Source organism: Cellvibrio polysaccharolyticus (genome assembly GCF_015182315.1).
In the GTDB taxonomy this organism is placed as follows: Bacteria; Pseudomonadota; Gammaproteobacteria; order Pseudomonadales; family Cellvibrionaceae; genus Cellvibrio; species Cellvibrio polysaccharolyticus.
The window spans coordinates 2,995,808-3,008,847 of the sequence record NZ_PRDL01000001.1 but is presented as its reverse complement, the minus strand read 5'-3'; the positions used below and the strand labels follow the sequence as shown (position 1 = coordinate 3,008,847).

Genomic DNA, 13,040 nt, shown 5'->3' with positions numbered 1-13,040 from the left:
GCAAAGGAGAGCGGTTACGGATAACTTTAATAACTTATGGGGTGAGTGAAAATTGTCGAAGGCAACCATTGATGATGTGGCCGCACTGGCTGGCGTCTCGATTAAAACGGTTTCGCGTGTTGTTAATAAAGAGCCTAATGTCAGGCAAGTAACCCGTGAAAAAGTACTGGCTGCTGTAGCGCAATTGGACTATCGCCCCAACGCTTCTGCTCGAAGTCTCGCGGGCAACCGCTCTTATGTTCTGGGGCTTTTATACGGTACGCCCAGCGCAAACTACATTCTCGATGTGCAAGTCGGGGTGCTGAACCTGTGCCGCCCGCAGGGGTACGATTTGCTGATTCACCCCTGTGTGTACCGCGACGAAAATCTGGTGGAGGATATTGTTGAGCTGGTGCGACAAAAGCGCATCGACGGCGTTATTCTGACCCCGCCATTGACTGACCATATGGAAGTGCTTTCGGAGCTGGAACGTCTTGAAGTTCCGTTTGTTCGCATCGCCCCCACGCTGAATAAGGAATTATCACCCTACGTTGAAACCAATGATCAGGAAGCGGCCTACGATATGACCGGGCAATTGATTGCGATGGGGCACCGCGATATTGCCTTCATTACCGGTCACCCTGACCACCGCGCTGTGGCAAAACGCTTTGACGGTTATCAGGCAGCGTTAAAAGATCGCGGCATTCCTTTTCGCCCTGACCTGGTTGAAAATGGTCTGAATTCTTTCGCTTCCGGTGAAGTCTGCGCTCGCAGGCTGCTGGGGCGTCAACCGCGTCCTACCGCCATTTTTGCCGCCAACGATGACATGGCCGCCGCCGTGATGATGGTGGCGCATCAACAGGGCATACGCATCCCGGATGAATTATCGGTAGCCGGTTTTGATGATACGCCGGTCGCTTATCAATTGTGGCCAGCGCTGACAACGGTTCGACAACCGGTTCAGCAGATGGCACGCAAGGCAGCAGAATTGTTATTAAAACGTTTGAAAGGGAAAGATGTGCCGCTGCCGGTGGGCGTGCTGAGTTCCAGCTTGATTCTGCGTGATTCAACCGGCCCTTTATCAGGCGTTGCGGGAAGTTGACGATAGTGGAAGAATGAGAAAAAGCGCCCGGAAATCCGGGCGTTTAGCGGTACTGGCCGGCGTATCTTTTCATTGAATCCCGGCCAGTGGCTGCATCAGCTGTGATAAGCCTGGTGCAGTTCCGGGGTGTGGTTGACCAGCCATGCGGCGGTTCCCACCAGCGCTGCCTTGTCATTAATGATCATGCTGACAGGAATGTCTTCCAGATAGCCCGACATGGGGCGCTTATTGATAAAGCGCTCGGCAAAAGTTTCCGGATTAATAAAATTGGCAATTTTCGGAATAATTCCCCCGCCCAAAAATACCCCGCCTTTGGCTCCCAGTGACAGTGCTTTATCGCCCGCCACGCTACCCAGCATCAGGCAGAAAGTTTCCAGTGCATCCCGGCAGAGAGCATCTTCGTTGTTGATAGCGCGAGTGCTGACGTCAGCCGGCGTAAAATCTTCTACCGCCTGGCTGGCCAGATCGCCCAGTGCCTTATAAATTGTGACCAGGCCGCGACCGGAAATCAGGTCTTCAATCGATACGTGGTCAAATTGACGGGCAGCGAACGCACGAATCGCCTGCTCCTTCTCGTTGGTAGCGGCAAAGCTGCAATGGCCACCCTCGGTCGGCAAAATTTTCCAGTCATTGTTATCCGGCACCAGCGCCGCCATGCCAAAACCGGTGCCCGGGCCAAACACCGCAATAACGGCTTCCGGGTCTGCAGTACCTTGATGCAAGGGCAGCAGTTCGTGAGGTTTCAGGAAGGGCGTTGCATAAGCCAGCGCTGCGAAGTCATTGATAACAAACAGCGACTTCATGTCCAGTTCGGCACGCATCTCTTCAATAGAAATGCTCCAGTCGAGATTGGTCATTTTTACCTGACCATTTTCGATCGGGCCGGCCACTGCCAGACAGGCGTATTTGGGTACATTGATACCCAGTTGTGCGCAATAGGCTTTAGCCATAGCAGCAATGCCGGTGTGTTCTGCGCATTTCAGGGTAATCTGACGAGTGGCCAAAAAACCGGATGCGGGGTTGGATTGTTCTGCGCCCAGACCTAATTCAACAAGGCCAAACCGGGCATTGGTGCCGCCGATGTCGGCTACCAATAATTGAAACTGACTCATAAGAATGCTTTCCGAATACCGTGCCTGAGTGATGGATTTTTTAATTAAAAACGAAGTGGAGCGAATTCTACGGGATTCCGTAAAGCCATGGCTACCTTGGGCTAAAAACTGCCTGCTTGCGCACATTCCAGGTCAGCCGTCGCCATAGGCGTGATAGCGCGCCAGCCCCGGGTTTTGCATAATTAGCGGGCAGTGCGATAACTGCCTGATATATCAGGGAATCCGTCTTGAGGGCTAGCTGACTCCGCAAGCAAAGCGCGCGCGAGTCTAGATATGATTGACAGCGCTGTCAATAAATAGTAGCTTGCCTGCAATTGTGCGGCTGAACTGCCCTCCCTTTAAAGAGGCTGCTGCTCTCCTTCATCAAATCTGTGCTCATTGCGAGCTGTTGATGCGGGTAATCATCGCTATTTCAGGCATTAATTTCCGGTTTTATTTTTGTGTTTTCAAACAGGTTGATCCATATGAGAGAAAATTCAATTTTCCGACGTTCACTATTGGCATGTACGGTATTCGCTATTCTGGCTGGCTGTGATTCCTCCCCGAAAGATGCGGCAAACAACACCTCGTCAGCTGACCAGGCTTCTTCTGCAGTTGAGAGCAGCAAAGTCGAGTGGCCCGTTATCAAAAGTGCTATTCCGCAAGATGCCGCGGTTGAAGCACGTATTGATGAGTTGCTGGCGCGCATGACGGTGGAAGAAAAAGTCGGCCAGATGATTCAGCCTGAAATCAAACAGGCAACGGCTGAAGATGTAAAAAAATATCACCTGGGGTCGGTCCTCAACGGTGGTGGCACTACGCCCAACAATGACAAGTACGCCAAGCTTTCTGACTGGGTTGCTCTGGCAGACAGTTATTGGCATGCCTCGGTAGACAAAACCGATGGTCGTGCCGGTATTCCTATTATCTGGGGAACCGATGCAGTACACGGTTTGGGTAATGTGGTCGGGGCAACCTTGTTCCCGCATAACATTGCCCTGGGTGCCACGCATAACCCGGAGTTGTTGAAAAAAATCGGCGAAGTGACGGCACGCGAAATTGCTGCCACCGGTCTGGACTGGAACTTCTCGCCCACCGTTGCGGTTGCACGTGACGACCGCTGGGGCCGCACTTACGAAGCCTGGTCAGAAGATCCGGAAGTGGTGGGCGCCTACGCCGGTGAGATGGTGAAAGGGTTGCAAGGCGTTTACGGTACCGATGAATACTTTACCGACCGCCATGTGATTGCTACCGCCAAACACTTTATTGGCGACGGCGGTACACTCGACGGTGTAGACCGCGGTGAAACCCAGGGCGATGAAAAAGTGCTGCGTGATATTCACGGTGCCGGTTATTTCACCGGTATTGAAGCCGGTGTTCAGGTGGTGATGGCCTCCTTCACCAGCTGGCAGGGCACCCGCATGCACGGTCACGAATATTTGCTGACCAATGTATTGAAAGAGCGCATGGGCTTTGACGGATTTGTCGTTGGCGACTGGAGTGGTCACGGCTTTATTCCAGGCTGTACCGCGCTGGATTGTCCGCAAGCGATTAATGCCGGCCTGGATATTTTCATGGTGCCGGAACCGGAATGGAAAACCCTGTTCCACAACACCGTTGAGCAAGTCAATTCCGGTGTGATTTCTGCGCAGCGTCTGGACGATGCCGTACGTCGTATTTTGCGCGTAAAAATTCGTGCCGGATTGTTTGAGCGCGGTGCGCCATCTACCCGTTCTCTGGCTGGCCGTGAAGACGTGCTGGGCTCAGCAGAACACCGTGCGGTTGCCTTGCAGGCGGTGCGTGAATCCCTGGTATTGTTGAAAAATAAAAACGGTTTATTGCCTTTGTCCCGTAACAGCAACGTGCTGGTAACCGGTGACGGCGCCGACAATATCGGCAAGCAGGCCGGTGGCTGGTCTGTCTCCTGGCAGGGTACCGGCAACACCAATACCGACTTCCCCGGTGGTACTTCCATTTATGCCGGTATTAACAAGGTGGTCAGCGAAGCCGGTGGTCAGGTTGAGCTGAGCGAAGACGGCAGTTTCAAAAACAAACCTGATGTTGCCATCGTAGTATTTGGTGAAGATCCTTACGCTGAAATGCAGGGTGATGTTGCCAATCTTGCGTACAAACCGCGCGATCAACGTGATTGGGAATTACTGAAGTCGCTGCAAGCCCAGGGCATTCCGGTGGTTTCCCTGTTCATCACCGGCCGTCCTTTGTGGGTGAATCGTGAAATCAACGCGTCAGATGCATTTGTCAGCATTTGGCAGCCAGGCACTGAAGGTCAGGGTATTGCTGATGTGATCTTCCGTAATGCCGAGGGTGAAGTTAATCACGACATGAAAGGCCGCCTGACATTCTCCTGGCCGACCCGTCCGGATCAATTTTTGTTGAACCGTGGCGATGCCGACTACCAGCCGTTGTTCCCTTACGGTTTCGGTTTGAGCTATCAGGACAAAGACACCCTGGGTGATGATCTGTCGGAAGAAGGTATCGCATTGGGTGAGACGGTAGAAGTTCTGGAAATTTTCAATCGTCGTCCGATTGCGCCCTGGGATATTGAAATCATCGGCTTCCAGAATGACCGTGAAGTGATGTCCAGCAACACGCTCAGCCTGTCGTCGTTAAGCATTGAAGCGGTAGATCGCAACGAACAGCAAGATGCTCGCCGTGTGGTCTGGAATGGTAAAGGCGTTGGTCAGGTTGCGCTGGGTACTGCCAACCGCCAGGATTTCCTCTCTTACGCTCAGGAAAAGTCGGCACTGATTTTTGATATCAAAGTTAATCGTGCACCGACTGACAAAACCCTGTTCCGTTTGGGTTGTGGTTCTTACTGTGCATCCGATCTGGACTTCACTGAAAAATTGACCGCATTGGCAGGCAAGGAATGGCAAACCATCAGCATTGACCTGACCTGCTTTCCTAACGCCGGTGCCAATTTCGGTGTAACCCAGCCGCCGGAAGAATTCCTTACGCAAGTGCTGCAACCTTTCTCGCTGCTGACCAGTGGTGAATTGGATATTACCTTTGCGCGCGTACGTCTGGAGCGTGGTGCTGCAACCGGTCAATGCCAGTAAAACGATAAGCTCTGTCTGAACAGGCAGAGCAGGAAGCCACGCAGATTACTGTGTGGCTTTTTTTTGTCGCGAATTGGTGATTTTCAAGATTTTTTTCTGACAGAGTATGTCGCCCCGGAGACTTTTCATGTCCACAACACAATCCAAGGTTACATGGCCCGCTATTGAATCCGCTGTAAAAAAAGATCCTGCTATCGAGCAAAAAATTGCTGATCTTTTGCAAAATATGTCACTGGAAGAAAAAATTGGCCAGATGATGCAGCCGGAAATTCGCTACACCACACCGCAGGACATCAGGGATTACCACCTGGGTTCGGTGTTGAATGGCGGTGGATCTGTGCCGAATGGCAATCGCTATTCGAAGCTGGCTGACTGGGTTGCTATGGCAGATGGTTACTACCATGCTTCTATGGACACCAGCGATGGTTGTGCGGCAATCCCGGTTATCTGGGGAACGGATGCGGTGCACGGCGTGGGCAATCTGGTCGGGGCAACCCTGTTTCCGCACAATATTGCGCTGGGTGCGATGAACAACGCGGAGCTGATTCGTCAAATTGGCGAAGTGACGGCCTACGAAATTGCCGCCATGGGGCTGGATTGGGATTTTTCGCCCACCGTAGCGGTGGTGCGTGATGATCGCTGGGGAAGAACTTACGAATCCTGGTCAGAAGATCCGGCTCGTGTGCGTGAATACGCCGGCAAAATGGTAGAAGGCTTGCAGGGCTCCGCTGATCAATTTCTCGATCAACATCATATTATCGCTACCGCCAAACACTTCCTCGGTGACGGTGGTACGGTCAATGGTATTGACCGGGGTGATAACCTTGACGATGAAACAACCCTGCGCGATGTGCAAGCTGCTGGTTATATGAGTGCGCTGGAAGTTGGTGTGCAAACGGTAATGGCATCGTTTAACAGCTGGCATGGCGAGCGCCTGCACGGCCATCATTATTTGTTGACCCATGTACTTAAAGAGCAAATGGGTTTTGATGGTTTTGTGGTGGGTGACTGGAATGGTCATGGGTTTATCAAAGGTGCCAGCGTGCTGGATTGTCCGCAGGCAATTAACGCCGGGCTTGACATGTTTATGGTCGCCGATGCCGACTGGAAAATTTTATACAACAACACCCTGGAGCAAGCGCGTAATGGCGTTATTCCCATGGCGCGTATTGACGATGCCGTGCGTCGTATTCTGCGGGTAAAACTGCGTGCCGGTATGTTTGAACGCGGCGCGCCATCCACTCGCCCGCTGGCAGGCAAGCAGGAAAGAGTAGGCTCGGCTGAGCACCGCGCTATTGCCCGTCAGGCAGTGCGTGAGTCGCTGGTGTTATTAAAAAATAAAAATCATTTATTACCTTTGTCGCCGCGCAGCCATATTCTGGTGGCGGGTGATGGTGCCGATAATATTTCCAAGCAAACCGGCGGTTGGTCAGTGACCTGGCAGGGCACCGGCAATACCATGCAGGATTTCCCCGGTGCGACCACCGTATGGTCAGCTATTTCGCAAACCGTTGCGGCGGCGGGCGGTAAAGCGGTTTTGAGTCCAGAGGGTGAATTTACAGAAAAGCCGGATGTTGCCATTGTTGTATTCGGTGAAGACCCTTACGCAGAAATGCAAGGTGATGTGCAAAACCTGTTGTACAAACCATCCAACGCTCGCGATTGGGAATTGCTGAAATCGTTGCGTGCACAGGGTATTCCGGTGGTTTCATTATTTGTTACCGGCCGGCCTTTATGGGTTAACCGCGAGTTGAATGCATCGGATGCTTTTGCTGTTATCTGGCAACCAGGCACTGAAGCCAATGGTATTACGGACGTTATTTTTGCCGATATCGATGGCAAAGCCCGCCACGATTTCAAGGGACGTTTAACCTTTTCCTGGCCGCACCGTCCGGATCAGGGACCGCTGAATATTGGCGATGAAAATTACGATCCGCTGTTCGCCTACGGCTACGGTTTGAGTTACCAGGATGACGATACGTTGGCCGATAATTTGTCAGAAGAAGGCATTGCTGTGCAGCAAACCGGGCGGGTACTTGAGATTTTCCGCCAGCGTCCGTTGGAACCCTGGCACATTGAGATTGAAGGCAATAAAAATGATCGTTTGATCGTTAACGATAATATTGCCAGCGCTTCTACCGTCAGTATCAGCTCTGTGGATCGCAACGTGCAGGAGGATGCCCGCCGGGTGCGCTGGAACGGGCAGGGTGAAGGTTATGTTGCACTGGCTACCCGTGACCGTCAGGTGCTGATTGATTATCTGCGTGAGCAAGGCGAATTGGTGGTAGATATTAAAGTCGATCAGGTTGAGGCCGCAGAAGTTTTCTTGCGTGTCGGCTGTGGCCCTTCCTGTAATTCGGATCTGGATATTACGGCACAAATTCGCGATCTTGAAGGCAAAGGCTGGCAAACTTTGCGGGTGCCTTTGTCGGCATTCCCGGATGTTGGCTCCAACTTCGGTCTGGTGTTACCGCCAGCGGAGTTTTTCAATCTGGTGCTGGCGCCTTTCGGGTTGGTCACCAGTGGTGCTTTGGATCTGACCTTTTCCAACGTGTTGATTGAAAAACAAAACTGATTTTTAAGGAAGGCCGGCAAAATCGGCCTTCAGGCTCTAACAGGCGCAGGTTCGGTACAAAGCAAGTTTGGTGTCAGGCGGTTTTTTCCAAAACCGTCGAGTTACGGACGCCCGCCATGGATGGCGGAAGTTGGAGCAACACGGAGCAGTTGCCGTTGACTGGTCGGAGCTACAGGGAATGATTCATTCGCCACATCCATGTGGCTAACCCTGCGGTCAGCTTCCCTGTGCAAATTGGCGATCCTGCCAATTTATCATGCGTTTTTTGGAGCAAACCGCCTAATGAAAAACGGACAGGATGGCATTGGCCTTGTCAATAAACTGAGGGTTTACCGAATAGGCCTTCATTTTTTGTAATATCAGTCCAGGCACTGCAACAAATCATCAGCCAGATTTTCTATTTGTGAAAGTGACAAGGTTGCAATCGTAAGGCGCAATGCCGGTTGCGAGTTGCTGACATAAAAACCTTCCCCGTTTCTCACCAGCCATCCACATTGCGCCATCCGCTCGGTGACACTGGCAGTAGACGCCGTGAGTGAAACCCACACGTTAAGACCATCAGCCTGTGATTGCACGGCAATACCCTTTTTCTCCAGTGCATGGATAAGCCGTGTTCTTTTTTCCGTGTAACTGTTTCTCGCGGCGGCAACAATTTTTTTTACGTCCTTGCTGCGCAATAAATTGAAAACAATATTTTGCAAGATATGGCTCACCCATGTGGTGCCGGAAGCCAGGCGCATACGTAAACGCTGTGAAGTTTCCGGATCACTGGCAACAAAGGCAATGCGCAAATCCGGGCCATAACATTTGGAAACCGAGCGTACCATCGCCCAGCAGCGATTGGTTGGTGATACCAGCGAATGGCAGGGTGTATTGGCGAGCAAGGCAAAGTGATCGTCTTCAATAATGAGCAGGTTGGGATGTTGCGCCAGCAGCTTTTTTAAAACTTTTGCTCTTGCAGCATCCACGCTGCAACCGGTCGGGTTGTGGGCTCGCGGTGTGCAAATAACAGCGCGAGCGCCTTCTGCCAGTGCTTGTGCCAGTGCTTCCGGTCGCATGCCACGTTCATCCACCGCGACCGGTAATATTTGAAAACCTTTCAAGCGCAGTGTGTTGATACTGCCGAGAAAGCAGGGGTCTTCGATAGCGACTTTATCACCAGTGACCAGGTGGGTAATCAACAGACGCTCGATAGCGTCCACCGCACCGTGGGTGATATTAACTTCGTAAGGGTTGGCACAGTCTTCACGAAACCAGTCGATAGCCAATGCTTCAAGTTCAGGATTGATCACCGCTTCGCCATAAAGGCGGGTTGAATAAGCTTCCCGGTTCAAATACTGCAGCGGATCAGGCAGTAGGTCAGGTGCCGGGTTACCGCTGGCAACATCGGTGAGCGGTGAATCAAACGGGCTGCCTTCCTGCTCGCCGGGCGCCTGGCGTTCGCGAATAAAGGTACCGTGGCGGCCGCGGGTTACTGCAATGCCAGCGGTAACCAGCCGTTGATAGGCCGCGGCAACGGTATTGCGATTAACGGTCAGTTGCAGCGCCAGATCACGCACCGTAGGCAAAGCCGCGCCGGGGGGCAGCTGTCCGTTTTGTACCAGTGCACGGATACTTTCAAATATATCGGCCGCGCTTTTGCCTGCTATTCTCATTTTGTCCTATGCCAATGTATAATTTGACCCATGACAATCTTAACGGCTGCTGATTAATAATGCATCCTGTGTGTTTTCCGTGTTGAGGGCTGTGGTGTGAGCGATTCTGATTTATCTTCAAGGGTACGTCCTGCCTACGCCCAGGCGTCCAGTCTGGAAGAGATTCGTGGCAACCTTGAATCCATTCAGGGGCGCATTGCCGCCGCTTGCGAGCGCAGTGGCCGCTCACTTTCCGAGGTGCGTTTGTTGCCGGTTTCAAAAACGGTAGACGCGGAGCGTTTGCGCCTGGTTTATGCGGCGGGTTGTCGCGATCTGGGGGAAAACAAGGTACAGGAAGCCTGGAATAAGTCCGTTGAGATGGCAGATCTTACCGATCTTCGCTGGTCTGTTATCGGTCATTTGCAAACCAACAAAGCGCGGGTTGTTGCCCGTTTCGCTCACGAATTTCAGGCGCTGGACAGCTTGCGTCTGGCGGAAGAGCTGGACCGTCGGTTACAGGCCGAAGGGCGCTCATTGAATGTGCTGGTGCAAGTGAACACCTCGGCAGAGCCTTCCAAATACGGTTTGGCGCCCGAGGCAGTGGAAGCGTTTATGCGGGAGCTGCCGGCTTTTTCTTCGCTGCGTGTAAAAGGTTTTATGACGCTGGCATTGTTCTCGGAAGACAAGGTGCGGGTGCGTGAATGCTTTATTCGCCTGCGCCAGTTACGCGATCGCTTGCGCGACAGTGTTGACCCCTCAATAGCAATGGACCAATTATCCATGGGCATGTCGGGCGATTTTGAAATGGCCATCGAAGAAGGTGCGACGGTTGTTCGTATCGGCCAGGCAATTTTTGGTGCCCGCGCGCTACCGGACGCTCATTACTGGCCTGGCATTCCTGCCAACTGATTTTCCCAACGATGAACACAGCTATGACAAATTCCTGCGCGATAGAAACGGGGCCTGCGGCTATTGATGTAATTTCAGTGCAATCGCTGGTGGCCTACGGTTATGTGGGCAACAGTATTGCCTGGCCAGCCATGCAGGCAGCGGGATTGCGGGTATCCATGGTGCCCACGGTGATGTTCAGCAATACACCCCATTATGATTCCATTCACGGTGGTGTGATTCCGCAAAGCTGGTTTGAGGGTATTCTTGCTGACCTTGATCGTCGCGGTGTAACGGCGCAGGCAAAAGTGATTCTCACCGGTTTTCTCGGTGATCCGGCGCAAGCTCGCGCGCTGGCGGAATGGATTGCCGCGTCTTGTGCTCGCTGGCCGCAATTGCGTGTGCAAATTGATCCGGTGATTGGCGATTATGCGCAGGGCGTGTTTGTTGATGAGCGGCTGGTTGACGCTTATAAAACCTGGTTGCTACCCCTGGCCGATGGTCTGGTGCCCAATCTTTTTGAATTGGAAAAACTGACTGGCCGCCCTGTGCGTACGCACGAGGAAATTGAATCGGCAGCGCGTTGTTTGTTACAGCAATGTCGCGGTGGTGGCCGTGGGTGGGTGTTGGTCACCAGCACGCCGCCGCTGTCGGGGCTGGACAGCGAAATCGGGATGACCTGGGTAACCGCAGCAACCAGCGGTCATATCAGTCACCAGCGGATTGATAGCAACCCGAAAGGAACCGGTGATTTGTTCAGCGCGCTGTTGGTGCAACAATTGTTGCAGGAAAAACCGTTGGAGGAAGCCGCGCGGGTCGCTGCCGATTATGTGGTGCGAATGCTGGAACAAACCCGCGATCGGGGCTGGCCGGAAATGGCCTTTGATTTTCAGTTGATCGCGCGGTCTATGAGTGCCGGTTAACCAAACTATGCAATGGGTGCCGTTCTGTCCGTTTATCATCAGGATGTTTGCTCTAAAAGCGCATGGATATCCGCAAGCGGAGCCGGCCCATCATCGCAGATGATGGTCGTTCCGTGCGCGCAAAACATGTTTTGCTTCATGCGCCTTACACCCCTGTAGCTCTGACGAGTCAACGGCAACTGCTCCTGCGTTGCGCCAACCGCGTTGCTCTAACTTTCGCCATCCATGGCGGGCGTCCCTGACTCGACAGTTTTGGAATAAACATCCTGACGCTAAACTCGCATCTACTGATCCGGAGTTTGTCAGCAGGTTGAATTAAGACGTTTATTTTTGCTGCAATTCGCGCAGCTGTGCTTTGATGTCGGACGGCGATAAATCGAGAATGTCCGGCGTAATATCAGACAGGCTATTACAGCCGGAAAGCGCCATCACCACGCGCATCTCACTGGCAAAACGATCCAGTAAATCTTCTACGCCGGCACGTTGACGTGCCGCCAGGGCGTACACCCAGGGGCGACCAATCATCACCGCTTTGGCACCCAGCGCCAGCGCTCTTACCACATCCAGCCCGCTACGAATGCCGCTGTCCATCAACACGGTAATGTCATCGCCCACTGCATCGGCAATGGCCGGTAAGGCGCGAATGGACGAGCTGGCACCATCCAGCTGGCGACCACCGTGGTTGGAAACAATCAAACCATCCGCCCCCAGTGCTGCAGCCTGGCGTGCATCATCCGGGTCGAGAATACCTTTAATAATCAGCTCGCCGGACCACTCTTCACGAATGCGGTCGATATCTTTCCAGGTGACGGTGGGGTCAAAATTATTGCCCAGCCATGACCAGAATTCATCAATACCGGCCTTATCGCCGAGCACCGGGGCAATATTGCCAAGCGTATGCGGACGGCCGAATAAACCCACGTCCCACGCCCAGCCCGGGCGGCGCATTACCTGGGTTACCCGTGTCAGTTTACGTCTGATCAAACTCCCGCCCGACAGCCCGGAGCGAATATCGCGATAGCGGGTAGCTGGCACCGGCATGTCTACGGTAAACAACAGCGTGCGGGAACCGGCTTCTCTGGCGCGCGCCAGCATTTCGCGAAGGAAGCCGCGATCGCGCATCATATAAAGCTGAAACCAGATAGGCTGGTTTACACCACTGCGCACTTCATCAATGGCGCAGGCCGACACGGTGGATAAACAAAACGGAATACCTTTGTGCTCGGCCGCTTGTGCTGCCTGCACTTCACCGCGCCGGGCGTTAAGGCCGGCAATGCCCACCGGGGCGAGAATAATCGGCAGGGCAAAATCCTGACCGAATAAATGCGTGTTGGTGGAAACGTTGGAAATATCGCGTAATACCCGTTGGCGCACGCCAATAGATTGCAGATCCTGTTCGTTATGCCTTAAGGTGGTTTCGCTGAAGGCGCCGCCATCAATATATTCAAATAAAAAGTGTGGCAAGCGTTTACGGGCCAGTTCGCGGTAGTCAGTGTAGTTGGCAGGAATCATCGTCGAATAGTGTCCGGATGTTATGTTTTGACAGATTCTATGCCTTCGAAAGACGAAAAACTATCGAAATTTTGCCAAAACTGACTGAAAGTGATTTTTTATGATTGGTTTTGTTTGAAAAAGAACACTTATCCCGGTCTTCAGGCTGCCTGACCGGGCTGGTTCTGTGGTCTGTACTATTTTATCTGTAAATGCTATTTTAAATATAAACCAATAAGAATTATCTGTACCTGTTTACCTTCTGGCTACCATAAAA

The 13,040-nt window shown here is 52.7% G+C and carries 8 protein-coding genes; 5 read left to right on the top strand and 3 right to left on the bottom strand.

Translation table 11 applies throughout. The annotated features are described in order from the left end of the window. Positions 1-52: 52 nt before the first annotated feature. Complete coding sequence (locus tag C4F51_RS12845) at positions 53-1,081, top strand: LacI family DNA-binding transcriptional regulator (RefSeq protein ID WP_193910401.1); 1,029 nt, start codon at positions 53-55, stop codon at positions 1,079-1,081. 95 nt (positions 1,082-1,176) lie between these two features. Here the strand turns inward: C4F51_RS12845 and glk are convergent, their stop codons facing one another. Next, positions 1,177-2,193 (bottom strand): glucokinase, encoded by a 1,017-nt coding sequence (glk, locus tag C4F51_RS12840; RefSeq protein ID WP_193910399.1) that lies wholly within the window; start codon positions 2,191-2,193, stop codon positions 1,177-1,179. Between the two features lie 464 nt (positions 2,194-2,657). On the opposite strand from glk, the gene C4F51_RS12835 reads away from it, so the two are divergent. Both C4F51_RS12835 and C4F51_RS12830 read left to right on the top strand, forming a co-directional pair. After that, positions 2,658-5,252, top strand: a complete 2,595-nt coding sequence (locus C4F51_RS12835) for a glycoside hydrolase family 3 protein (protein WP_193910397.1) — start codon at positions 2,658-2,660, stop codon at positions 5,250-5,252. A gap of 127 nt (positions 5,253-5,379) precedes the next feature. After that, positions 5,380-7,827, top strand: a complete 2,448-nt coding sequence (locus C4F51_RS12830) for a glycoside hydrolase family 3 protein (protein ID WP_193910395.1) — start codon at positions 5,380-5,382, stop codon at positions 7,825-7,827. A 359-nt stretch (positions 7,828-8,186) separates the two neighbouring features. Here the strand turns inward: C4F51_RS12830 and ptsJ are convergent, their stop codons facing one another. Further along, entirely contained in the window at positions 8,187-9,482 is a 1,296-nt protein-coding gene (gene ptsJ / locus C4F51_RS12825) for a MocR-like B6 salvage transcription factor PtsJ (RefSeq protein ID WP_193910393.1), read from the bottom strand. A gap of 96 nt (positions 9,483-9,578) precedes the next feature. Here ptsJ and C4F51_RS12820 point away from each other — a divergent pair, with 96 nt between their 5' ends. Beyond that, positions 9,579-10,370, top strand: a complete 792-nt coding sequence (locus tag C4F51_RS12820; protein ID WP_193910391.1) for a YggS family pyridoxal phosphate-dependent enzyme — start codon at positions 9,579-9,581, stop codon at positions 10,368-10,370. 23 nt (positions 10,371-10,393) lie between these two features. Beyond that, positions 10,394-11,272: a pyridoxal kinase gene (gene pdxY / locus C4F51_RS12815; protein WP_193910389.1), complete on the top strand. Its 879-nt coding sequence runs from the start codon at positions 10,394-10,396 to the stop codon at positions 11,270-11,272. Positions 11,273-11,596: 324 nt separating this feature from the next. On the opposite strand, the gene lldD is transcribed toward pdxY, so the two are convergent. Further along, entirely contained in the window at positions 11,597-12,784 is a 1,188-nt protein-coding gene (gene lldD / locus C4F51_RS12810) for an FMN-dependent L-lactate dehydrogenase LldD (RefSeq protein ID WP_193910387.1), read from the bottom strand. Positions 12,785-13,040: the final 256 nt, after the last annotated feature.

Bases quoted from the DNA above. Each gene is read 5' to 3' on its own strand.
- glk (WP_193910399.1), bottom strand. From the start codon at position 2,193: ATGAGTCAGTTTCAATTATTGGTAGCCGACATCGGCGGCACCAATGCC.
- C4F51_RS12835 (WP_193910397.1), top strand. From the start codon at position 2,658: ATGAGAGAAAATTCAATTTTCCGACGTTCACTATTGGCATGTACGGTA.
- C4F51_RS12830 (WP_193910395.1), top strand. From the start codon at position 5,380: ATGTCCACAACACAATCCAAGGTTACATGGCCCGCTATTGAATCCGCT.
- ptsJ (WP_193910393.1), bottom strand. From the start codon at position 9,482: ATGAGAATAGCAGGCAAAAGCGCGGCCGATATATTTGAAAGTATCCGT.
- pdxY (WP_193910389.1), top strand. From the start codon at position 10,394: ATGACAAATTCCTGCGCGATAGAAACGGGGCCTGCGGCTATTGATGTA.
- lldD (WP_193910387.1), bottom strand. From the start codon at position 12,784: ATGATTCCTGCCAACTACACTGACTACCGCGAACTGGCCCGTAAACGC.